The organism is Peredibacter sp. HCB2-198, assembly GCF_045999315.1.
In the GTDB taxonomy this organism is placed as follows: Bacteria; Bdellovibrionota; Bacteriovoracia; order Bacteriovoracales; family Bacteriovoracaceae; genus Peredibacter.
The window spans coordinates 3,681,994-3,705,145 of sequence record NZ_CP174607.1 but is presented as its reverse complement, the minus strand read 5'-3'; the positions used below and the strand labels follow the sequence as shown (position 1 = coordinate 3,705,145).

General features: G+C 43.9%; 26 protein-coding genes. 11 read left to right on the top strand and 15 right to left on the bottom strand.

The genetic code is table 11. The annotated features are described in order from the left end of the window. The 6 genes from ACJVC5_RS18595 to ACJVC5_RS18570 are packed head-to-tail and all read right to left on the bottom strand — an operon-like array spanning position 1 to position 6,350. Complete coding sequence (locus ACJVC5_RS18595; protein ID WP_408097048.1) at positions 1-1,023, bottom strand: uroporphyrinogen decarboxylase family protein; 1,023 nt, start codon at positions 1,021-1,023, stop codon at positions 1-3. Then, positions 1,024-1,719 carry a response regulator transcription factor gene (locus ACJVC5_RS18590; protein WP_408097047.1) on the bottom strand — a complete coding sequence of 232 codons (696 nt, stop codon included), beginning with the start codon at positions 1,717-1,719 and terminating at the stop codon, positions 1,024-1,026. It abuts the gene before it with no gap. Beyond that, the gene (locus tag ACJVC5_RS18585; RefSeq protein WP_408097046.1) at positions 1,712-2,638 is read right to left on the bottom strand and encodes a sensor histidine kinase; all 927 of its coding nucleotides are present in this window, start codon (positions 2,636-2,638) and stop codon (positions 1,712-1,714) included. Before ACJVC5_RS18585 ends, ACJVC5_RS18590 begins: the two co-directional genes overlap by 8 nt. Continuing rightward, positions 2,629-3,888 (bottom strand): glutamate-1-semialdehyde 2,1-aminomutase, encoded by a 1,260-nt coding sequence (hemL, locus tag ACJVC5_RS18580; RefSeq protein ID WP_408097045.1) that lies wholly within the window; start codon positions 3,886-3,888, stop codon positions 2,629-2,631. Before hemL ends, ACJVC5_RS18585 begins: the two co-directional genes overlap by 10 nt. A 1-nt stretch (position 3,889) precedes the next feature. Further along, positions 3,890-5,413, bottom strand: coding sequence for a hydroxymethylbilane synthase (gene hemC, locus ACJVC5_RS18575; protein WP_408097044.1), 1,524 nt, complete (start codon positions 5,411-5,413; stop codon positions 3,890-3,892). Positions 5,414-5,417: 4 nt separating this feature from the next. Then, positions 5,418-6,350, bottom strand: a complete 933-nt coding sequence (locus ACJVC5_RS18570) for an NAD(P)-binding domain-containing protein (RefSeq protein WP_408097043.1) — start codon at positions 6,348-6,350, stop codon at positions 5,418-5,420. Positions 6,351-6,526: 176 nt separating this feature from the next. On the opposite strand from ACJVC5_RS18570, the gene ACJVC5_RS18565 reads away from it, so the two are divergent. From ACJVC5_RS18565 to ACJVC5_RS18515, 11 genes are all read left to right on the top strand, one after another. Next, positions 6,527-6,778: a hypothetical protein gene (locus tag ACJVC5_RS18565; RefSeq protein ID WP_408097042.1), complete on the top strand. Its 252-nt coding sequence runs from the start codon at positions 6,527-6,529 to the stop codon at positions 6,776-6,778. A gap of 19 nt (positions 6,779-6,797) precedes the next feature. Then, positions 6,798-8,471 (top strand): Na/Pi cotransporter family protein, encoded by a 1,674-nt coding sequence (locus ACJVC5_RS18560; protein WP_408097041.1) that lies wholly within the window; start codon positions 6,798-6,800, stop codon positions 8,469-8,471. Between the two features lie 99 nt (positions 8,472-8,570). Then, positions 8,571-9,353: a protein-L-isoaspartate O-methyltransferase family protein gene (locus ACJVC5_RS18555; RefSeq protein ID WP_408097040.1), complete on the top strand. Its 783-nt coding sequence runs from the start codon at positions 8,571-8,573 to the stop codon at positions 9,351-9,353. Positions 9,354-9,418: 65 nt separating this feature from the next. Next, on the top strand, positions 9,419-10,465 hold the full coding sequence (locus tag ACJVC5_RS18550) for a guanosine monophosphate reductase (protein ID WP_408097039.1): 1,047 nt from the start codon (positions 9,419-9,421) through the stop codon (positions 10,463-10,465). Between the two features lie 6 nt (positions 10,466-10,471). Next, complete coding sequence (locus ACJVC5_RS18545) at positions 10,472-12,244, top strand: 1-acyl-sn-glycerol-3-phosphate acyltransferase (protein ID WP_408097038.1); 1,773 nt, start codon at positions 10,472-10,474, stop codon at positions 12,242-12,244. A 17-nt stretch (positions 12,245-12,261) separates the two neighbouring features. Beyond that, positions 12,262-12,684: a hypothetical protein gene (locus ACJVC5_RS18540; RefSeq protein ID WP_408097037.1), complete on the top strand. Its 423-nt coding sequence runs from the start codon at positions 12,262-12,264 to the stop codon at positions 12,682-12,684. A gap of 102 nt (positions 12,685-12,786) precedes the next feature. After that, positions 12,787-13,287: a translation initiation factor IF-3 gene (infC, locus tag ACJVC5_RS18535; RefSeq protein ID WP_408097036.1), complete on the top strand. Its 501-nt coding sequence runs from the start codon at positions 12,787-12,789 to the stop codon at positions 13,285-13,287. Between the two features lie 81 nt (positions 13,288-13,368). Further along, entirely contained in the window at positions 13,369-13,569 is a 201-nt protein-coding gene (gene rpmI / locus ACJVC5_RS18530) for a 50S ribosomal protein L35 (RefSeq protein WP_408097035.1), read from the top strand. A gap of 107 nt (positions 13,570-13,676) precedes the next feature. Next, positions 13,677-14,021, top strand: a complete 345-nt coding sequence (gene rplT, locus ACJVC5_RS18525; protein WP_408097034.1) for a 50S ribosomal protein L20 — start codon at positions 13,677-13,679, stop codon at positions 14,019-14,021. Between the two features lie 203 nt (positions 14,022-14,224). Then, a complete protein-coding gene (locus ACJVC5_RS18520; protein WP_408099257.1) occupies positions 14,225-14,644 on the top strand; it encodes an integration host factor subunit alpha in 420 nt (139 codons plus the stop codon). Positions 14,645-14,669: 25 nt separating this feature from the next. After that, positions 14,670-15,032 carry a MerR family transcriptional regulator gene (locus ACJVC5_RS18515; RefSeq protein WP_408097033.1) on the top strand — a complete coding sequence of 121 codons (363 nt, stop codon included), beginning with the start codon at positions 14,670-14,672 and terminating at the stop codon, positions 15,030-15,032. On the opposite strand, the gene ACJVC5_RS18510 is transcribed toward ACJVC5_RS18515, so the two are convergent. From ACJVC5_RS18510 to gspG, 9 genes are read right to left on the bottom strand one after another with little or no spacing between them, the layout of a single operon-like run. After that, positions 15,016-15,906, bottom strand: coding sequence for a polyprenyl synthetase family protein (locus tag ACJVC5_RS18510; protein ID WP_408097032.1), 891 nt, complete (start codon positions 15,904-15,906; stop codon positions 15,016-15,018). The genes ACJVC5_RS18515 and ACJVC5_RS18510 overlap by 17 nt on opposite strands. Positions 15,907-15,915: 9 nt before the next feature. Beyond that, entirely contained in the window at positions 15,916-16,836 is a 921-nt protein-coding gene (locus ACJVC5_RS18505) for a hypothetical protein (protein ID WP_408097031.1), read from the bottom strand. After that, positions 16,836-17,486, bottom strand: a complete 651-nt coding sequence (locus ACJVC5_RS18500) for a hypothetical protein (protein ID WP_408097030.1) — start codon at positions 17,484-17,486, stop codon at positions 16,836-16,838. The genes ACJVC5_RS18505 and ACJVC5_RS18500 overlap by 1 nt, the downstream gene beginning before the upstream one ends. Position 17,487: 1 nt before the next feature. Further along, complete coding sequence (gene pilM / locus ACJVC5_RS18495; RefSeq protein WP_408097029.1) at positions 17,488-19,077, bottom strand: pilus assembly protein PilM; 1,590 nt, start codon at positions 19,075-19,077, stop codon at positions 17,488-17,490. Between the two features lie 47 nt (positions 19,078-19,124). Next, positions 19,125-20,498 (bottom strand): general secretion pathway protein GspK, encoded by a 1,374-nt coding sequence (locus ACJVC5_RS18490; RefSeq protein ID WP_408097028.1) that lies wholly within the window; start codon positions 20,496-20,498, stop codon positions 19,125-19,127. Next, positions 20,485-21,495 (bottom strand): PulJ/GspJ family protein, encoded by a 1,011-nt coding sequence (locus ACJVC5_RS18485; protein WP_408097027.1) that lies wholly within the window; start codon positions 21,493-21,495, stop codon positions 20,485-20,487. The genes ACJVC5_RS18490 and ACJVC5_RS18485 overlap by 14 nt, the downstream gene beginning before the upstream one ends. Then, complete coding sequence (locus tag ACJVC5_RS18480) at positions 21,464-22,027, bottom strand: type IV pilus modification PilV family protein (RefSeq protein WP_408097026.1); 564 nt, start codon at positions 22,025-22,027, stop codon at positions 21,464-21,466. The genes ACJVC5_RS18485 and ACJVC5_RS18480 overlap by 32 nt, the downstream gene beginning before the upstream one ends. Continuing rightward, positions 22,024-22,725, bottom strand: a complete 702-nt coding sequence (locus ACJVC5_RS18475; RefSeq protein WP_408099256.1) for a pilus assembly FimT family protein — start codon at positions 22,723-22,725, stop codon at positions 22,024-22,026. The genes ACJVC5_RS18480 and ACJVC5_RS18475 overlap by 4 nt, the downstream gene beginning before the upstream one ends. After that, positions 22,697-23,143: a type II secretion system major pseudopilin GspG gene (gspG, locus tag ACJVC5_RS18470; RefSeq protein WP_408097025.1), complete on the bottom strand. Its 447-nt coding sequence runs from the start codon at positions 23,141-23,143 to the stop codon at positions 22,697-22,699. The genes ACJVC5_RS18475 and gspG overlap by 29 nt, the downstream gene beginning before the upstream one ends. Between the last annotated feature and the right edge of the window lie 9 nt (positions 23,144-23,152).

Below are 23,152 nucleotides of genomic sequence, written 5' to 3'. Positions count from 1 at the left end.
CTAAATTTTTTGTGTTTGGATCAGTTTTACCAGGGTTCTTACGTTTTCTTCAGGAGTCTGAATAAGTACGCCATGACCTAGACCTGCCACCCAACGTTTAAAGTCTAAACCACGATCACGAAGATCCTGATAATAGGCAGCCGCTTTCTTTAGCATGATTTCATTCGGAAGGTGTAACCAAGCTGGATCAAGATTTCCTTGAATGAAGCAATGTGGAGGAAGAAGCTTTTGAATCTCAACTAAATCGCATCTCCAATCAACACCGATCACATCAATGTTAGTGAGATCAAGGGCCTTAATAAAACCCGCTTGAGTGTGCTTAGAGTAGTAAATCACTTTTGTCTTAGGCGATTTTGCTTTGAACTCTTTAAGTAGAGCAGTGATCTTAGGAACGATGAATTCCTTGTAATCGGCCACACAAAGTTCCCCAGCAGCTGTATCAAAAAGAGCAACCGCTTGAGCACCGTTATTAGCTTGAACCAGCATCTCTTTAAGAAGTTCTGGCATAAGAATGTTACAGAAAGCTTCGAAACGACCGTCGAATAGACCTTGTTTTGCTGAAACAAGATTTCCGGCGTGAGAGCCTTCAACAGCGTATGTATAAAGCGTGAAAGGAGCACCTACGAAACCTAGAAGTGTTACGTCTTTAGGAAGGCGTTCACGAAGAAGCTTACAAGCTTCACCTTGGAATTTATAAAACTCTTCGCCTGGAGCTTTTAGTTTTAGCTTCTGGATGTCTTCTTTTGATTGAAGGTGCCACTCTAGAGTTGGTGGACCTGAATGATAAGAAAGACCCATGCCTAGTTGTTCAAGTGGGAACAAGAGATCAGAGAAAAGGATGGCGGCATTGAAACCGAAGTCCTGGATAGGTCCTAGAGTTACTTCACAAGCAAGCTCTGGGTTTTTACACATAGTCATGAAGTCAGAGTTCTTTTTGATTCCCTGATAGTGTGAGTGATAACGGCCCGCTTGGCGCATGAACCATACTGGAAGAGTTGATCCGCGGTTTTCAAAGATGTCCATTTAGTGTCCTTTCCATTCTAATTTATAGCCAATGCCTCTCACGGATGTGATCTGAACCTGAGACGTGTCTGAGTCGGCCCATTTCCGGAGTTTAACAATGTAGTTGTCGATAGTTCTATTTGTCGGGAAGCTGTTTTCTCCCCAGATTTTTTCAATCATCTCGTCGCGAGAGACCACTTCGTTTTTCTTCTCAATTAAGAGTTCCAAAATGGCGCATTCTTTCTGGCCTAAAGACGAGATGTGTCCGTCAGCATCTTGAATTTCAAAACGCTTGGGCCAGAAAATGAGTTTCCCATAACGATATTCGTCTGGATTATGAAGAGTGATTTGTCGTGATTTTAAAATGCGGTCTAAACGAAGTGTCAGCTCTTTTAGCTCAAATGGTTTTGTGACGTAGTCTTCCGCACCAAGCTCGAGACCTTCCACACGAAGAGTAGGATCGTTCAAGGCCGTACAGAAAAGGAGCACACATTCTTTACTTTGTTTTCTAAACTCACGGGCGAGAGTTATTCCGTCACCATCAGGAAGTCCAATATCCAGGATCGCGATAGCGGGTTTCATCTGGGCGAACTTCACCCGGGCCTCAGCGCATGTGGCCGCTAGATCCACGTTAAATTTCTTTGCGCGAAGATAATCACGGAGTGTTTGACCAAGGTTTGCCTCATCCTCAACTAAGAGAAGCGATAGCTCAGACATCGGCCTCTCCTGTAGGTGCTAAAAACGTTAGACGAAATTTTAAACGGTCATCGTTTAAGATCTCGAGCTGCCCTTGCATCTTCCGCATGAGGTTTTTAATAAGATATAGACCAATGCCACTGCCTTTACTTGATTCAAATTTATAGAAAAGAGAACCCAGAAGGTTCATATCTCCTGTGAATTTTTTTCCGTGATCATCGTAAGTGATTTCCACGCAGGGTCCATGTTTACGACAAGCAATTGAAACAAGTTTGGCCTCTTTGTTGTGGCGAAGAGTATTTTCAAAAAGGTTTCTGAAAATAAGATTCAAGGCAAGCTCATCGGCCATGACTTCTTTGGCGTCCATGTCCATTTTGAGATCCACTTTAAGGGGAGAGTGAAGGAGCTTTTGCTCCTGACGCTTAATAAAGCGCTCAATACTCACAGGCACAAGTGTTAGAGGAGCATCTTGTTCTATACGAGAAAGCTGCAGACTCTTTTCAAGTTCAGATTCAAGTTTATGGGTATCTTCGATCAGGCGTTTCGTAAGATTTGAAAGAGTCTCGTGATCGTGAGTTTCATCTTCGATCATGTCCTTAATCACTTCAGCTTGAAGACGCATACTCGCGAGAGGCGTTTTAAGTTCGTGAGACAGAGAAGAGAAGAATGCCTGCATGGCCTTGGACTTTTTCATGTCACGGAAATACATGAGGAAAAGCGATCCACCTAAGAGAATCAGGAAGATAAAGAAGAACGTTCCTTCCCATCTCATCATATTAAGGAATCGGCTCTGAGAGCCGAGTTCCGGTAAATTGAGTTCACTCATGGTTGAGTGGAGTTTAAAAACGAGAAAGAGCCACCAGCTCCCAAGACCCAGGAGCATAAAGACCCATAGAAGAGTCAGACCATAAAACCAACGGCGGGTTTTATTTACGTCCATAATCTCCGTTTTAGTTCTTCTTGAACTTTTTCATCGTGAGCAAGTGAACCGAAGCCCACTTCGTAACCATTTGGAGCAAGATAGATGCCCTTGTTAAGGAACACTTCAAAAAGTTTCTTAAAGCGCTCGCCCATGTTTGATGGAAGGTCACCAATATTTGTGAGTTTTTTGTGAGTTGAGATTGGGTAGAAAAGAGAACCATACTGGATAGTTTGGTAGTCTTCAAAACCGTTCTTATTCATCCAGTCTTGCATAAGGGCCACAACATTCTTGGTGTTGTTTTCTAGCTTTACGTAAGCTTCTGGAGTTAATTTTTTAAGGTTCACGAGACCCGCTGCCATGGCAACTGGGTTACCTGAAAGAGTTCCTGCTTGGTAAACTGGACCAATTGGAGCGAGGAATTCCATAATTTGTTTTTTACCGGCAATCGCACCCACTGGCATACCACCACCGATGATTTTACCGTAAGTCACGATATCAGGGTGAATGCCCGTCTTCTCACTCATACCGCCGAAGCCAATTCTGAATCCAGAAATAACTTCATCGAACACCAGCATCGCACCGTGCTTCGTACAAAGATCACGAAGACCTTGTAGGAACTCTTGTGTCTGAACTAATAGACCGTTGTTGGCCGGAAGTGGCTCAATGAAAATAGCGGCAATATCAGTAGGAAAGCGCTCGAACACTTCTTTTACTTCATTGAGGTCACCAAGTTCGCAAATAAGTGTGTCTTCTGCCTGGTGTTTTGTTACACCTTTTGAAGAGGCCTCAGCTTCTCCAGCTAGACCTGAGCCGGCCTTGATCAGCATTGAATCCGTGTGGCCGTGGTAACAACCATTAAACTTAATAATTTTTGAGCGCCCAGTTACTCCGCGGGCAAGACGAATCGCCGTCATAACCGCTTCTGTACCAGAGTTCACAAAACGAATCTGCTCAATGAATGGGATTTTATTAACGATGAACTCAGCAAGTTCTAATGAGTATTTCTCACAAGCGCCGAAGGTCCAGCCGTTATCAAGGGCCTTAATGATCGCTTCTTTAATTTCTGGATCCTGGTGACCGTGAATAAGTGGTCCGAAGCTCATACAGAAATCAATAAAGTCTTTACCTTCTTCGTCCCAAATGAAAGCACCTTTTCCGCGATTCACAAATCTTGGAGTCGTGTGAAGACCTTTAAAAGAACGAACTGGAGAGTGAACTCCGCCCGGAACATATTTAAGTGATTTTTCAAAAAGCTCTTTGTTATTCATATTATTTTCCTAATGAGTAAAACTCTTCCATTGAAGCGACAGTGTGAACTCGAACACCTGCCTTTTGAAATTCTTGCCATGTTTTGCCCAGACCACAGAAGTGGTGAGCGTGATGAAGCTCAGGGAACTTCAGCATGAAGGCCTGATATTGCGGGAAGCTTGTCCAATAACAAGCGCCCACTTCTTTTAATTTCTGATGATATTCTGGAGTCACGTGCTTTTCAACGCGCTCATAACAACCAATCACTTCACCCAAATCAGATGTTCCCATGTGGTGAGTGAGAACATTCCATGATTCATCAAGATGCGGGTGAATGATCTTCAAGGCCTTCGATGATTTAAGAGCAACGAGATCATCCGTGCCTAAGCTGTCTGAAGTTCCGTTGACCCAAAAACCTTGAGCAACAAGATCACGCAGAGATTTAGTGCCTGCGGCCCATAGACCCTGAGGCTTAGTCGAGTTTTTCAAAGTGTCGACACAGTAGCGAGAAGTCACAAACAGGTGCTTCTTCTCAAGCGTCAGTTGTTTTGCCTCTGGTTTCTTCTCCAGGTACTCATCATAAACGATGCCCGGCTCAGATCCAGATGGAAGACCCACAAAAAGTTTTCCCGTGACCTTCGGGTGGTTTGAATTCTCAAGCCACTTTTTATCAATGCGCTTTCCATCAACCTCACCGGCGTGAACGTTGAGGTATGTATCGCCAATTTGTCTGACGTGAATACCAACCGCTAAGTGGCAACCTCCGCCGTATTCTTTGAAGGCCTTTCTTTCGCGGTAAACTTCTTCCACTGTTCGCGGGTGAGCAAGTTTTGAAATATATCCAAAAAGCTTTCCGCCATCATCACGGCCTTCCTGCATTTCAATCCCGAGTGCCCCTTGAGAAGCAGCAGAAGGGAAGGTGCTTTGAGGAAGAACCAGATAGTTCATACCAGCGAGAAGCTCAGTCAGTTCAGCGTGCGATTTTTCAGTATGGGCCAGACGTTCAATTCCTGCTAATGCGAGAGTGATCGCGTGATATTGGCCTTCCTGAAGTTTACGAATACGAGTATTGATGTTTCCACGAAGGGTTTCACACTTAATGGTTGGTTTTCCCGGAATGTATTCACCGAGAGAACGAGTGAGATTCACAATTCTTCTTGGAGAAGAAGTTCCTACGATAAAGTCACCGCTCCAGTTTTTAAGAGCATCAACGTTCTTCTGAGGAATCAAAAGAATATCGTGAGCGAATCTTCTTTCTGTTACGGCCGCAAGTTTAATTCCCGCTGGACGTTCAGAGCCAAGATCTTTGTAAGAGTGAATAACCAGATCAACTTCACCAGCAAGGAGGGCTTCATCCAATTCTTTGGTGAAGAAGTCTTTTCCTTCTAATTGCCACAAAGGTTTATTGGTAATTTGATCACCTTGGGTTTTGATCAAAACAAGTTCGAACTTCTCGCCGGAAATGCGCTCGAGTTCGTTTTTCATAAGAGTAGATTGTGTCACTGCTAAAAGTGACCCGCGTGTGCCGATTTTGTAAGTGGTCATAGTACTAGAGGTATCTCACGTCCGCATTGATTTGAGGAGTGATAAGGGCATTTGTAGCGCCGAATTTTTCTTGGAAAAGTGACTGACGCTTCATCGTTAATGAAAGCATCGCGGCTTTAGCGAGAGCGATCTGAGCTTGTTTTTGGCTTTCGATAACTGCACCTTCAGAGAAGATATCATCTAGACGCACAACTCCCTCTTCGAAAGTAAGTTCTGTCTTGATGGTTGAAGGGGAGCCAAGGTCTACGAAAAGACGATTTTCAAGCTTTGCCCAAGTATGGAAGAAGTGTTCATCGAAAAGAACCGAGTTAGCTCCAACGGTATTGGCGATAAATGGCTCAGTAACCAGGATATCACGGTTTTCCCAAGGAATAACATTCAGACCATGAACTTTTGCGAGTTCTGCTACTCGTTCAGTATTGCGGGCACAAATAGTGATTTGCGCCTTTTTCTTAAATTGATTAATTAAATCTTCTGCCATGGCACCAGAGCCAATCACCACAACGTGCTTAGCTTTCGCGCGAGACACCAGATGTCTGCGAGTAAGAGAAGCATATGTTTTCTGAGAAATACCGATCAAGTAGCTCGTTCGGATTTCTTTGGCGTCTTTAAAAAGCTTTTCCAGGATCAGAAGAAGTTTTGTGTCTTTCAGAGTCGAAGAGGCGTAGATTTTGTACGCTTCTTTGAACTGACCCACGATTTCGTTTTCACCAATGAGTTTACTTTTTAGTCCACAAATTGTTTCCAGCAGGAACAAGTAAGCGTCCTGGCCTTCAACAAGTGCGTGTTCTGGAAGTGTTTGGTGGTGAAAAGGGTAGAGGTCATAAGCTAAAACGAGTGTGCGCTGACATGTACGAAGCACGAAAGCGTTGCTCATCAGCTCTTCGTCTTGAAGAGTCCCTGAGCTAAAGTTCCACAGTTTTAAGCTATTTAACATAAATGAAGAGTAAAGTTTTCTAATCAAAAAATTGTCACGGAAATGTCATAAACTGGCATTAATTGTGAATTTTTACGCCTCGCCAAAACTTGTTTAGGGGGGCGGTTTTCTTGACACATTCTTCACAATCACTTTATCTGATGTTTGTTAATGTAACCACCTTTGGAAATTCAGCTATGACAACATGGTTTAAAACACAATTTCTTGCCTTTGATAGGAAGGTAGATGGGGCCATTTCCTTCTTCATTAAACACTATGGCAAGACCAAGTTCATGGTCGCTATGTCCAAAAAGGCCCAATACCTAGGATTGGAAAAATTGTTCTTAAAAGGCCCGAAGGCCTTTATTTACTTTTTCTTATTCTATTTAGTTCGCGATACTATTCTCTATATCATTATTCCGATCCTGTTTGCGGTTTGGGTTGATTAGAGAACTTTAAGGAGAGTTGATGGACGCGTTCACCATTATTTACACCCTACTTGGTGGTTTAGGGATTTTTCTATTCGGAATGAAATTCATGTCCGATGGTCTTCAGGCCGTGGCCGGAGACGTCATTAGAAAGATGATCAACTCCCTCACTCAAAACCGAGTGATGGCGGCCGGTGTAGGTCTGATTGTTACTTGTATTATCCAGTCGTCTTCTGTGACAACCGTTATGGCGGTTGGTTTCGTAAACGCCGGTCTTATGAGCCTGAATCAGGCGATCGGTGTGATCCTGGGAGCGAACGTTGGAACAACCATTACTGGTTGGATCATTTCTCTAAAAATCGGTCATTACGCTCTACTATTAGTGGGTCTGGGTTTTATTCCAGGACTATTCTCTAAGAGTGAAAAATGGCAGCACCTTGGTAAATCACTTCTGGGTGTTGGTCTTCTTTTCCTTGGTCTGGATTTCATGTCATCGGCGTTCCTTCACCTTCGTGAAAACATCGCCTTCATGGATTCAATCGCGTACTTTGCCGGTGAAAACTACGGCGCTTACGTGGCCTCAGTTCTCATGGGCTGTCTTCTGACGATGATTGTACAAAGTTCAACCGCGATGCTTGGTATTACCATGGCCCTCGCTACCTCAGGTGTGATCCCGTACCACACGGCGATCTCGATGATGCTAGGGGAGAACATCGGTACAACAATCACAGCGGTTCTTGCGGGTATGGGGGCAAATATTAACGCCCGTCGCGCGGCCTGGACCCACGCTTTTATTAAAATCTTCGGCGTATCAGTGGTTCTTTTAATTCTTCCGTACTTCTTTGCGGCCGTGGATTTTATGATCCCGATGGATCCAAAAGATATGTCTGACAATGGAACATTCCCTCACGTTGCTCAACATATTGCTCTGGCGCACACATTGTTTAACTTAGGTTCGGCCCTGATTCTTCTTCCATTCGTGAACATGCTAACTGATCTGGTGACTCGTATGTTCCCAGAGAAGCACGAGAAAGAAGTGCCACACCTTCTGGTTCTTGGTGACCCCTCGAATATGCTTCCGGCCGCTTCAATGGCCCAAGCAGAATCTGAACTTAAAAAGATGAAAGACATCATCGAACGTATGTACAAGCTTAACCGTGAGTTCTGGATGAAGGACGAGTACGATACGAAGATGTTGGCGAAGATCATTGATTACGAACGTATCACTGATAACATTCATAAAGAGATCACGGTTTTCCTTTGTTACGTAATGGAAAAACCAATGTCTCACCACCAGTCTGAGCAGATTCAGGCGATGATTAAAATCACTGACGAGCTTGAGAGTGTGGCCGACTATATTGAGCGTCTGGCTAACTACCGCGAGCGTTTTAAATCTCAGGAAAAACTTTCTGGTGAATCGCGTACTGAGTTCTTCCAATTCCTGGATGAAGTTTGGAACTTCTTTGAACTAGTAGGAGAAGGATTTGAGAACGGTGAAAATCTTGATATGAGCCGAATTGAGGCAAAGTCTCATGAGCTTCAACTTTGGGCCGATAGTATGCGCGAAAAGCACTTAGATCGTATTTCAAAGGGAAGTTATTTACCGGTAACAGCACTGACTTATTCAGATATGGTAGTTGCCCTTAGAAAAATCCGTGCTCACTCTTTCTTGATGGCCGGAGCTATCGAGAACTTCCACGCTAAACACGAGTAATTATTCATTGCGCACTGATTCGTCCAACGCCGGACGAATCAGTGCAGCATTGGAAATTGCACCATGACTGCCTTTCCCTGATGAGCTCAAATTGAGTTCATGAATTACGAACCATACTTAGAAAAACTCCTTTCATATTCAGTCTCTCGCTATCATCTCTCGCCTGAAATTGCAGAGGCCTATCGCAAATCCCCTCGGCATTTGTTCATTCAAGAGAACTACAGCATAGAAGAAATGTACGCGGATTATCCTCTCGGAATTTATCAGGACGACAAATTTGTCTCGACCATTTCTCAACCATCTTTTGTGTTGCTAATGCTCGATATGTTGGATCTTCACCCCGGACAAAAAGTAATTGAATTAGGAGCGGGAAGTGGCTGGAACGCGGCCCTTATGAGTCATCTCGTGGGTCCAACCGGAAAGGTCGTGAGTCTCGAAATTATTCCTGATCTCGCTCGAGCGACTCAAGCGAATATAAAAAAAATGAATCTCCCCAATCTGGAAATTCTTCTGGCGGACGGAGCAGAAGGATATGAACCAGAGGCCCCCTATGATCGCGGCATTTTCACCGCAGGTGCTTCAGATTTACCGCGGGCCTTTCATGAGCAAATCAAAGTGGGAGGAAAACTTCTCTTCGTTTTAAAAGGTTTTCGCTATTCGGATCAGCTTCTCCTCCTCGAGAAAAAAGAAGATCATTTTGAGTCCATCGACACATTGGCCTGCAGTTTTGTTCCTATGAAGGGGCAGTATGAATCCTATCCAGATCCAGAGCTAGATCAGGTGATTGAGAGTCGTAACAAAATCTTAATATACCCAAACCGCCGGGATTTGCCGGCAAGTGAGCGAAAAGTCGTGAGGGAAGATTCGGTGTTTTACTTCTAGTAGACAGTATCTTTCTCCCTTTGGCATGATTAGCCGTACACCAAACATTTACCAAGGAAATTTTCATGGGATTGATATTCTCAGCAAATGATATTTTGGAAAGATCGCGTGGTCTAACTTTCGATGACGTTCTTCTTATGCCTAAGCATTCAGAGATGAACTCTCGTCGTGCTCCAAATCTTGAAACGAAGGTCACTAAGAACTTCACCCTGAAAACTCCTATCATTTCTGCCAATATGGATACTGTGACTGAGTACCAGATGGCGCTTAAAATGGCAGAGCTTGGTGGACTTGGTATTCTTCACCGTTTTATGTCTCCCGAGGAGCAAGTAAGACAAGTGAAGCTTCTAAAAGACGCGAAAGTTCTTGTTGCTGCTTCAATCGGTGTGAAAGAAGACGGCATGAGAAGAGCAGATATGCTGGCCGATGCTGGTGTTGATATCTTCACTATTGATATCGCTCACGGTGACTCGGTGATGATGTTCGAAACTCTTGATTACGTAAAAAAGAAATATCCTAAGATCGATGTGATCGCAGGAAATACGGCGATGCCAGAAGGTGTACGTGGCATGATCGAGCACGGAGCTGATGCGGTTAAAGTTGGTATCGGTCCAGGTTCAATGTGTACCACTCGTATCATCACTGGTTGTGGTGTTCCTCAATTAACAGCAGTTGCTATGTGTGTGCTTGAAGCTCGTAAACATAACATTCCTGTTATTGCTGACGGTGGTATCAAAACTTCAGGTGATATCGTAAAAGCTTTCGCTGCTGGTGCTCAAACAGTAATGCTTGGTTCAATGCTTTCTGGTTGTCTTGAAACTCCAGGTGAAATTGAAGGAGGGCGCAAGCGTTACCGCGGTATGGCCTCAAAAGACGCTCAGGTGTCATGGCGTGGTGAACTTCCACAAGGCATGGCAGCAGAAGGTGAGGCACGTTGGGTGAACTGCAAAGGCTCAGTGGAAAATATCGTGCATGAGCTTACCGGAGGCGTGCGCTCGGGTATGACCTACCTTAACGCATTCACATTAGCGGATATTAATAAAAATGCCCGTTTCATGGAAATGACTGCCTCTGGTATGATGGAGTCGAAACCACATGGACTTAACCTCTAGGACGGCATGTTTTCTGAAAATGCATTAGATATCGTATTAACATATCCCAAGCTTCAAGAGCGTCTGAAGGCCAAACCTGAAGACGCTCAAAAAATCAAAAAGCTATTCAAAGAAATTCACGGAGAGTTTTCTCCGACACTAGTGAAGTCTGCTGCTGCGGTAGTGGATATGACTTTCTTAAAGCTCTATGATGGAGTGAATCTCGAAGTTCCTCCGGGAATGGATTTTCACGAACTAAAAAAGAAAAATCATATTGTACTTGTTCCAAACCACCAGTCTCACGCAGACTATGTGGCCCTGACTTACAGTATGTTTAAGAACTTTGAAGTACCGATTCGTGTGGCCGCAGGGATCAATCTTAACGTTTTCCCTCTTGGTCAATTCTTTGGTAAGGCCGGCGCTTTTTTCATTCGTCGTTCTTTCACTTCAGATCAGCTTTATAAATTAACGTTCGAAGGTTACATCTACTATCTTCTTAAAACCGATCAGGTGGTGGAGTTCTTCTTTGAAGGTGGACGAACTCGTACGGGCAAGCTTTTAAAGCCGAAGTACGGTCTGTTCCAAATGCTTCTTGAGGCCCATTCTCAAATGAAAGAGAAGCCCCTAATGTTCATTCCGGTTTCACTTGCTCACGAGCATATTCCGGAAGAGAAGGCCCACGCCAGAGAACTTGGCGGTGGTAAGAAAGTTCCAGAAAGAGGAACTCAGCTCTTTAAGCTCATTAAACTAGTTAATAAACGTCTTGGTACGATTCATATCCACTTTGGTGATCCACTCGTGATGGACGGTTACGAAGGGGACTTAAAAGAAGCGACTCAGAAGCTTGCGTTCTCATGTTTTACGGCCGTAGGTCGTGGCATGCCGATCACGCCTTCGTCTCTTCTTGCCCTCATTATGCTCGATGAACCATCGGGCGCTCTTACTTGGAAACAAATCGAAGACCGCGCCATTGATGTGATTGATTACTGTCGCGCGCTTAAAATCCCGATGACTCCGTCACTGGATTGCGATTCATTTCGTGACTCACTTCGCTCGGCCCTGGATATGTTTATCGGGAACAAAAAGATCGAAGTTTTAAAACGTGAAAAATTGAATCAGGTTTATTACGTGATTAAGGACGAGAGACGAGTGGAAGTTCTTTACCATAAGAACATGATCCTTCATCACTTCTTAGTGCCTGCGATCATCAACGCCACTTGGTTTAACGTTTTCAACGGTTCCATCAAGGATGGCATGCAGCTGACTCGTTTCCTTATGGCAAAACGTAAGGAACTAAAATACGAGTTCTACCTTCCAACTGCCAAAGAGATGATCAAAGAAGCTTTGAATATTATTTCCTACGCTCTCGGAAGAAGAGTTGAATCTCTGGAAGAGTGCATGAAGCTCTCTTCGCAGGAGCTTTATCAGCTGGCCACTAAAGTTCGTCGTTTTTCAACTGCGCTTTCATATCTTTATGAGGCCTACTATATTTCAAGTCTTGCGGTGAAATATCTTTCTCAAGAGAACTTCACTCAGGACCGCTTTATCCAGGTCGCAAAAGAGCTTTTCGCTCTTGAGATCGAACACGGTCGAGTTGTGAAGTACCCAGAGTCGTTCGCGGTGCCGATCATTAAAGACACTTTGATTTATCATCAGAACGCTAAGGTGATTGATCGTAACGAAGACCGTACTTTTAAAGTGATTGATCAGGTTAAACTGGATGAATCCATTGAGAAATTTATCCGCGATCTCAATGATCAGGTGGCGATTAATCTTAAATTCAACAAGGCCCTGCCGTGAATTCACTCCTCGCTAATATGCGATGGATTTGTCTTCCTTCGGAGGACAGAGGTCAGGATTGGCTTGTGAAAAGTCAGGAGCTAGATGCGCGTCTTCCGCATGAGGGGATGGATCTGGCGGAAGAAACTGTTTATTTATTGTTTTCCGGCACCCCGAGCGAAATGCTGGAGGGAAACGGAAGGACACTTATTGCGAGATCGGTCATTGGACCTAAAAAAAACCTGGAAAGACCCTTCGAACTTGTCGATTGGAAGGCCGCTCCAGTGTGGCGTGAAAGGCTTCAGGGGGAGACCCTTACAGAACTCTTGGAAGACGCGGAAGCGAAGCGATTTCGTGGCGAAAAAGAGGGAAGAGCGTTCGCAAAACCCTTTAGCATCTGTGTTCGTCGACGACTGGTTCCTGGACTTAAACTCGAAACAGAAGTTATCTTCCATGAATAGGAACTTGTCAGGTTATTCTAAGCGTTGTAATTTTTCATTTATTTACAAGACCCTAAACACTTCTGGAGGTGGGTTATAAGCGAGAAAGTTCAAGAACCACGTGTGAATGAGAGAATTCGTGCGCATGAGATTCGTCTACTTGGTGATGATGGTAAGGCCTATGGAATTGTTACTTTGGCCCAGGCCCGTATCATGGCCGACTCTGAAGGTTTGGACCTAATCGAAATCTCTCCAAATGCTGTTCCACCAGTCGTAAAGATGATGGATTACGGTAAGTATAAATATCAGATCCAGAAGAAACTTGCTGAAGCTAAGAAGAAGCAAGTTGTGATTGAGATCAAAGAGATCAAATTCCGTCCAAATATCGAAAAACACGATATGGAAGTGAAACTAAATCACATCGAAAAGTTCCTTGAACATGGTGATAAAGTGAAGCTTTTAATGCAATTCCGTGGACGTGAAATGGCCCACAAAGAGATTGGTTTGGCCAAATTTGACGAAATCGTGAAGCAAATCCTTGAAAAAGGTGCTGTGATCGAAGCTCCGTCTAAAATGATGGGAAATCGAGTAATTGCGATGGTTGCCCCAGGCAAGAAAAAATAGTACGAAAACACTTTAAATATGAGTTATCCCGTGATAACTTCATGCACTCTTTTAAGGGTGCATTTTTTTTGGGAGACATATATGTCTAAGATGAAAACTAAGCGCGCAGCTGCTAAGCGCTTCAAAGTAACAGCAACTGGTAAAATTAAGTATAAGAAGGCTCACCTTCGTCACTTACTAATCAATAAGTCGAAGAAAGCGAAGAAAGATAAAGGTACTCCAGGATACGTAAATCCTGCTGATTACCACAACGCTGCTTCTTGTATTCCATACCTAGTCTAGTCGATTTTTGATCGCACCTCTGGTGCGAATTTTATAAACCAACAAGAGTAGTGAAATAGGGTTAAGTGACAAATTAGTCCCCCTATGAACGAAGAAGGAGAGCCATCATGGCACGTGTAAAACGCGGTTTTAAAGCCCGCCAACGTAGAAACAAAGTACTTAAACTAGCGAAGGGTTTCCACTTCGACCGTCGTACGAAGTATAAGCATGCTTCTGAGACAGTTCGTCGTGCTCTTCATTACGCTTTCATCGGTCGTCGTCTTCTTAAAAGAGATGTTCGTAAACTTTGGATCGTTCGTATCAATGCTGGAGCTCGTATGCTTGGCACTTCTTACAGCCAGTTCATCTCTGGTCTTAAGAAGAAAGATATTACGATCAACCGTAAAATGCTTTCTGAGCTTGCAGTTCATGACTTCAACGCTTTCAAAGCTATCTACGAAGCAACTAAGTAATTCTTATTGAGAAAGCCCCGTAAGGGGCTTTTTTTTCGTCCCAACCTTCAAAGAAATCTATTTATATACTCCCCAAATCATCGAAATTTCGAAGAAAACGGATTTTTTTTCTCTTGAACTAATCCTGTTTACTGCTAACCTATTAATAATTCTAAAAAATTGGCGATAAGCTTTTGAAACTTCATGGGAGATTTTCAATGAGCATGACTAAGGCAGACATAGTAGAGCGTATCTACAAAGAAGCAGGATTCTCGAAGAAAGAAGCTGCTGAATTAGTAGATCTCGTCTTTAAAGTAATTAAAGACACTCTGGCAAAAGGCGAGAAAGTTAAAATTTCTGGTTTCGGAAATTTCTCTATTCGCGATAAGGCGACTCGTATCGGTCGTAACCCTCAAACCGGAACTGCGATGAATATTAGTGCACGTCGTGTACTAACTTTCAAACCTTCGCAAATCCTAAAAGAGGACATCACTGAGCGCTATGCTCACCGTCTGGACGAGAATGGAAAAGAGAACACAGCTCTTCCAATTAAAGAAGCGAAGCCTCGTGCACTTAGCTCATTCCTTAATAATGAAGATGACACTGTCTACGACGATGGTGACGATGACGACAATGACGAATAGTCTTGTTGATTGATAACCTCTCTCCATGTCGATTCCGAATAAATCCAATTTTAAATTTCAAGAGCTCACCCCGATTACCGGGGTGAAGCCTTATGTGATCAGGTATTGGGAAACCGAATTTCCTGAAATTGCTCCCATTGATTCTGAAGGTGGGCAGAAGATTTATGCTCGAAAAGATGTAGAAGCAATTCTTCGTATCAAGAAGCTTTTGTTTGAAGAAAAACTTTCGATTCCAGAAGCGAAAGTGAGAATGCAGAGTGCGCCCGAGGAAGTTGTGACAGGAGCTCCGGCCACTTCAGTAGATACAGGCGCTCTTGAAGACGTCAAAAATCAGATTCTAAAATCTCTCGATCTTATTCGCGATATTAAATTTAAACGAAAGTGGTAAGCCACTCGCGAAGTGCACGCTGATCTCCTCCAGAATTCTTCTCAATAATCGAAAAATTCCGAAGTAAGTTGTCCTGATTCGCTTTGAAATAATTCTGAAGCATCTTTTCTATGTGAGTAAGGCGATGCTTGAAAGTAATCGCCGTCAAACGCATGTGCGAGAGACGAAGTTCATTCAATGCTTTTTCACCGTTACTGATGAATGGATTGATCGCTTTTTCGTGCACCGAAACTTCTGTTTCTGTGAGATCCGAAAGATCATCTAAGAGTTGGAAGCTCACACCGATTTCGCGTCCTAAACGTAAGAACTCAATTTTCCCTCTGAGATTGATCTTTCCTGAGAGAAGATATGAACCGAGAGTCGCGAGTTGAATCAGCCGCGCCGTTTTGAGCTCATGAATACGAATCACATTTTGAATGTTCACTTTTCCATCGGCCGCGAGATCCCTGAATTGTCCTTCGATGAGACCTTTTGCTCCGGTTGCCCAAGTCATGAGCTTATGGATTTCACGGGCACGCGGATGATCCATTTCCATTAGTTCGGCGAAAGAGGCGATCAGAAGAGCGTCTCCTGCGAGAATTGCTTTCCATTCACCAAAATGAGCGTGAGTAGAGGGTTTTCCGCGTCTCATGAGATCATTATCCATGGCCGGAAGATCGTCGTGAACGAGGGTATAAGCGTGGTGCATTTCGATAGCACTCGCCAGATGCAAATGAGCTTGAGTTAATTCGTGATTCAGATCCAGGGCAAGTGCTTCCACTAATCGTGGACGAAAAAGTTTCCCGGCCGGGAAAACTGCATAGTCCATGACTTCTAAAAGTTCTTTGTGAAAAGTGGTTTTATTTAAGGCTTTATGAATGGCCTCGATGAGCATGGCAAATCCTTAAGGTGCTGACGGTTTTGGCGCCCCCAATGTACCACCTAAACGGATTTGATAAAAGCCATCTTTTTGCGTGAATGATTGAAACATCATATCAATCAGAGGAAGCTGCTGCTTGAAAGTTTCAGAGAAGGCCACTTCACCAGCAAGATTGATAGGAGAGAAGGCAACGGCGCCTTCTTGAAGATCAATACGGCCCTTGAAATTAGCACGAAGCGGAGAATCTGCGTCTCCCAAAATCAGTTTGTCCACGTTGATACGAGGAGGGGCCTCAGAGTTCGCTTCAACTCTCAGAGTGTTGATTTTAAGATTTGGGGCCGTGAAGCCTTGGATACTTTGAGAAGGAATCTGAAGGTCCTTTGATTCAGCAATAAGAGAAAGACCTTTCATCAGATTATTTGAACCAACAGTGAGGTTTAAATCCACTGTTACGTTACCTGCAAGTTTAAAGTTCCCGCCTAGAAGTGGTTGAAGACGAGAGAGGGCAATGGTCTGATCTTTCATACGGATCATGCGCTGGCCCAGGCCCTGAACGAAATAAACCGTGATGGGCTGTCCGTAAAGTTCAGTGTCCAAACGGAAAGGAAGACCAAACGGAGCGAAATTGATGAGTTGATAGTTAAGAGTCACGTGGCTGAACTCTAAAGTGTCACCAGTGCGGCCAAGGCAGCTCGCAGGAAGTTTCAGGTCAGAGATCACAAGTTTAGGCATGATCCATTCCATACGAATTTCATCGAAGTCAGGGTTACAACCAGTGCCTTTCAAATTACTTTTTAGAAACACTTTCAGTTTATCGCCGATCGGGTAGTAGCTCATGAAGGCGAAGACGAAAAGAAAAAAGACAATCAGGATATAAAAGATGATCTTGATCTTGCTCTTATAATTGATGTTATCCAGAGAGCTGATTTCTACTGAAGCGGCCATTATTCTTCCTCTTCGGTGTTCTGAGCGTTACTGAAGTGAATTGCGTGAAACTGGCCCTGAAGGAGACCAGTGTCATTGTTGCGTTTAATATCGACACTTTGAATGCGGAACTTCTCACGTTGAATCATATTCACGAAGACATTCATGAGTTCATCCGTTGTGATGTTTGAGAAAGCAAAGTCCGCTTCTGATTTCATGACGACAGAAGAAATCATTTCGCCATTGTAATTTTTCACCTGAATTTTAGACAGCTCAATTCCCGCGGCCGAAAGCATGTTAGACATACGAGAAGACATCATGTCCTGGCCATCAATTGGATTTTGAGAAAGCACAGAAGGGAAGATTTCGCGAAGACCTTGGTTTTGGCCAATGATCTCGTTTGCTTTTGTGATAAGTGCCTGGCGAGTGGCAAGATCTTCTTTAAGAGAGGTGTTTTGCCACCAAACAAGACCCAGAATCATGGTTGGAAGAAGGAAGATCAGAAGAATCACAACAGCTTTGAAAAGCTTCTGTTGCTCTTCTTCAAGGCCGTTATAAAAATCCTGAAGGTTGTTGTAACCAGGAGTCAGTTTAAATTTATCAATGCGCTCAAAAACTGAGCGGTCGATTTTTTTAAACAAAGGAATCGAGTTATTTACGTCTTCCACCATATTAGTTACCTGAAGCTGTTACGGTTAGTTGCATTTTGGTCTGATCAATCTGTGCCGTTAGATCGTTCAAAGTCGAACGTTCGAAGGCCGCCTTAAGATTGTTAAGTTCATCCAAGGTCTCAGAAGTGAAGACCGCAGTGATTTCTCCCACGTCAGTTGATTTGAACTCGACCATTGTCGCACCCTGAGCACTCGCGGTGATCTGGCTCACCTGAACCAGAGGAGAAAGGGCCTGGATTTCAATCGCCGATTGAAGAGTTGAAATTTCCTGACGAACACCACGCTGTTTTTTCACGAGGGCATCGTAGACCGGTTTAGGATTTTGTTGAATGGAACGACGAAGACGACCACTAATCATAAGTTCATCGTTTTTCATGACACTGGCGATCTTAGTGTTCACCGCTTTGATGTCGCGTTCAATGAAGAAGCGTTCAGCAAAAAGAGAGACCGCAAGAATCAGGGCCGCTGCCGCCACTCGCACTCCAATAAAAGAGAAAGAGTAGAGCGGAACTTCTGAAGTTGAGGCCTGAGCAAATTTACCTGTAAGAAGGTTGATGAATCGGTTCTTTCTACGGAAACCGATGGCCATCATGTTCACGAGAGCAAATTTAGATTTGTTCTTCGGATTAAGATCGACTTTCTCGCCTTCAACTTTCTCGAAGCTCTCAAGGAGAGTCACTTTCGTGTCCCACTTTTCAGTCAGGAAGTTGGCGATGTTTTTAATGTTCGATGTACCACCGCAAATGAAAACGTGCTGAACGGCCAGTCCAAAGTTTACTTTGAAGCCCACTTTCCAACGAAGGAAATCTGAAACCAGAGGAGAGAACACGCGCTCCATCGAATGGGCGAATTCACTTTGAGTCGCCTCAACTTCTGAGTACTGAGAAGAAGTCAGAAGGAAAGCGTTTTGGTGTTTATAGAAAATCGCCTCGTCCGGATCGATCTTATAAGTTTGAGCGATCATCTCGTTCACATGAATACCACCGACGTAGCTCACGTGAGTCGCTAGAAGACGAGAGTTGTAGAAAAAGTAGGCCTTGGTTGTTTTGTGTCCCATATCGAGAACACAGAACGGACCGGCCATTGGGTTTTGATTGAAATAGTTTTCTACGCTTGAAGATTCAGTCGTGAGAACGTTTGGAAGAATGTTCTTACCGCGAAGAAGTTCATAGTAAGGGTCGAAAATATTTTCGCGAACGAGTTCTACCAGGGCCGTGAATTGAGTTTTCTGGGCCTCCATCCGGTAAGCGTAGTGAATTTCACTAAGCGCATAGGGAATATCTTCTTCAAGCTGGAAAGGGAGCATGAGTTCCGCTTTTTTCTTGCTCTTTACGGGAAGAGTAAGAAAACGCGTCGTCATCATTTCGTGATTGGCCGGATAAATGATCTTGGTATCAGGGCGAGCAACAGAATCAATGATTTCCTGAACGATCTGCGCCTGGGCCTCTTCAACTGTTAATTCGCTATGATCAGCAAGAAAATCACGAACAATGATTTCACTCATGTCGACGTGATTGATCTTCCTTTTATCAACGAAAGAGGAAACATACTTTACACTGTAGGATCCGATATCAATGGCTAATACATGCATAGTATTATTTTAACCAGAGACTTGAAATAAAGCCTAGTAATTACTGATTAATTGATTTGGATTTCTATGATACGCGGCTCGAGTAGTTGAGCGTTTTGATTCGCGCCCGCAGTAGTTCCGCCTGTGGTTGAACCACCGGTTGTGGTGCCGGTTGTAGAGCCGCCTGTGGTAGTGCCAGTAGTCGTGCCTGTGCTCCCTGTAGTTCCAGCAGTGGCCTGACCCACAGAGTTTTTTGGAAGGACCACGTAGGCCACCAAAGTGTAATTTGAGCGGTTGTAAGAGCCTTCAGAAACGATTTTAAAAAGGTTAGGGTTTGATCCGAAGCTAATACCTTTTTGCTGGAAAAGCTTCATACGGTTATCAAAATCGGTCTCGTTCATCAGGTGCTTGTCTTGAACGATGTATTTTTTAAAGTCTTCCAGTGAGTTTAAGAAACGAGGTTGTTCCGGATCATCTCTCCAGATGAAAAATTCCTTGATGTCATCATCAGTCGCCTGAGGAATGAGAATCTTGAACATATTCGTTGTGAGTTTATTGAAATCAATTTGAGTTGAAGGATAAACGCTGAACTCGTTATGAATAAGTTCAATCAATTCATCGTTCCAACCTGGAATCGTATAAAGCTCGCTGGCCGAACTTAAGGGGCCGTACTTCGGAGCAAGAGGGATCTGCTGGAAATTGGATTCTGCTTCACCTACCAGTGGATCCTGGTTCATACTCTGGTAGTCTGACATGTAGTATTTAAGGTTTGTCAGAAGTTCCTGGTAATTAATCGAGCCGTAGCGATCAGCAAACGCCTCATCTTTTTCTTTTTTATCATCTACCAGGCGTTTTAAAAGAAAGAAAAGAGACTGGTCCACAGACACGTCTGTCAGGATCGCACCTTCATTCATATTAAGGGTCGAGTTTTCATCCTGGCCATCGTCCACGCTCTGGTCTGGATTAAACTTCGTCATATCAATTCGAAGCATGTTGAGATTCAAACGGTTTGAGATGTTCTGAATGGATACTTTCATCTGGCCATCAAGAAGAGACTCAAACTCAAATTTTTCTACGGTGTCTTTAAAGGCACGGGTGGCATTTCCCCCCACTGGAATAGGGTAGATGAAAGGAACTTCCCAAAGTTGGTTCAGAAGCTGCGAAGAAACAGCTTGTTTGGCGTTTTGATTACCTTGAACGTAATTATAGGCCTCTTTATAAAGGCGAAGACGGGTCATCGCTAATTGAAGACCGGATTCGGCCAGAAGTTTTGCCTGAGAGCGGTCAAGAATATTGGTGGCCTTAATACGGCTGATTTTTGACTCGAAAGTAAATTCACCATAGATCGCCATGAGAATGATGATGGCAGTAAGAATCATCATGAGCGCGATACCGCGTTCATTATTCATGATCTTCTGGAGGTCTTTTTTAAAACCCATCATTATCTCCACTTTGGTTACTCATCGTGCCGGTGGTATTTCCTGTGGTCATCCCACCTTGAACATTGGTGTTAGTTGCTGGGTCCTGAGGGACCACTAGCGGCCAGTGAGTACGAAAAATACGGGAAGTTGTTCTCTTATTTCCGGCAGAGTCATACCAGCTCACGGTCACTCGTACACCATGAAGGACATTTTCCCCTTGAGGAACTGTCTTGATGTTCGTTTCCCATTTGCGAGTATTCAAATTCCAAAATTGGAACTCAAGAGTTTCAACATTTCTAAGCAGGACCGCACCTTTTACTCTGTCCACGTCATCAATGTTGATGCGTTTATCTGAATAAGGATCATCGGCCGTATAGTAACGAACAAGACTACGAAGGGACTTCGGAATGTTTGAATTCTGTTCTTGTCCTTCTTCGCTTGGAAGTTCCTGCTGAGGAGCAAGGGCATAACGGACCCAAGCAAAGTGAGATTGCTTCATGTTCTGAAGCTTTCTGCGATTCGAGGACGTAAAGAACTCGAAAGTACTTTTATCCGGGGAGTAGAAGCGAGGAATCGGGAAACCTTCTTTTGAAACGGCCATGAAATGCTCATTTCTCTCAAAGCGTGTCACCAATTGTTCGTAATACTGTTGAAGAAGAGGACTGTTCATTCCGGCCTGGTTTCCACCTTGAGTAGACCCAGTTGTACTACCATCTGCGAAACCACCGTTTGGATTGTTTCCATACTGATTCATGTTGTTCTGGTTCAGGTTCATGACAGTAGAAAAATACAAAGGAGAATAGATTTGAGCAAAGTCCCACTCAAAACGGCTCATGGCCGTTTCAATTTGAAGATTGTTTTTATTGATCTCAGTGGTGCGGTCTTTCGTGAGGAAAGCGTTCTCCGTCACGTTCACAACGGCGAGCGTGATGAAGGCCAAAAGTGTAATGGCAATTAAGATCTCAATTAATGTAAAACCCCGGTCGTTAAAAACCGATGTTGAGTTGGATCTTTTCATTATAGTTCGTCAAATATGTCGATAGTGTATAAGTGTACTTTGTGTCTTTGTTAGTGACGGTAACTCGGGCCTGCCAAATGACCCGTTCAATATTTTTCTTCAGCTCTTCGAAGACCATTTTCTCTAGGCTCGAATTTCGATTAGGACTGTTCTGGTTATTTCCAAAATAGTTTCCTTCGTAGCTGTCTTTGGCCTCTTCAGAAGTGGCATCTTTTTGAGCAAAGAGTTGGGCAAAATCCGGAACTGTGAGTTTCTTCATTTCCAACGTGTATTCATAATTTTTAAGATCCGACTCTTCAAAGGTTTTGGTCTCTTTTAAATTAGTCTGAGCGTTGGAGAATTTTGGAGGATCAATGACCAGTTCGTTGATCTTTCTTTCACAAAGCTGTTGAAGCATCAGCTGCTCTTCGGAAAGGGTAGAGTCGGCAACGTTATAACCTTGGCTGGTCAAAAAGGCCGTGACAAAAAAAGCAAAGAGGGTCAGGGCAATCATGACCTCTAAAAGGGAGAATCCTTTCTCGTTTTGCTTCATTTACCAATCCACTGCTTGTAAGTTTCTTCCACTCTAGTTTGAAGGATATCTTCCAGTTTGGCCACGGAGTCTGTGGCGAGAGTTTGAAATCCGGCATTGGTTTCTGTCATGAATGGTTCAATTTCAAGGTATGCGAACTCTTCATTAGTGGAGAAGAAAACAATGGCGCCATCTTTCTCACCAGTCGGGTAGAAATAAATAGAGGCGTCGTTGTCAGTGAAAAGGCGTTTTTGGGCCGAAGTGGCCAGACCCAGAATGGTCACGTCTGGATGAATTTCACGCTTAATTTCTTCGAACTCTTCTACTTTAGTAAAGTTTCGATCAAGGGCCGCGTTCTGTTCTTTTTCGGCCTTCTCTTCTGCTAGAGAAAGGGCCCCCGTTTTTTCCTGAAGATCGGGGAGGGCCATATTTCCGGCCGGACCGTATTCCACGGTATATTCCACGGGTGCTTTGTCCAAAGAGAAGCGAAGACGAACAACGGTGTTTCTTAAAACAGCTTCGTTTGAAGCAAAACGGACGGAGCGATCGATGTCGTCGATGGTCGTTTGTAAGTCCCTATGTTTTTGAGCACTGTCACCAGAAGGTACGGCCAGGAAAACCAGAGCACCTAAAAGAAGGGCCACCAGGATTTCAATTAACGCAAATCCGGACTGGTGGCCCTTATGAGAATTAAAGATCTTTTGAGTTGATGTCGGCATCAGCACCTTCACCACCTTCGGCGTTATCTGCACCTAGGGAGATGATGGTAAATGTTTTACCGTCTGACTCGTAAATGTACTCACCATCCCATGGATCTAGAGGTACTTTACCGCCTTCGATATAACCGCCCGGAGCGTAACGCTTACATTCACGGCCACCAGTTGGCTTTTCAACAAGTGCATCAAGGCCCTGGTCAGTAGTTGGAATAAAGTTACAGTCACGACGGAATTCTTTCAGTCGCTCAGAAATTGAACGGATTTGGATTTTTGCCGTTTGTACCTGACCTTCTTGTAGACGTTCAGTTACTTTACCGGCAACGAATGTACCAGCAAGACCTAGTAGGGTCAGGGCGATCAAGATCTCGATCAAGCTCATCCCATTTTGAGAGGCAACGATCTTAGTTGTATTTTTCAGCATACGAGCTCC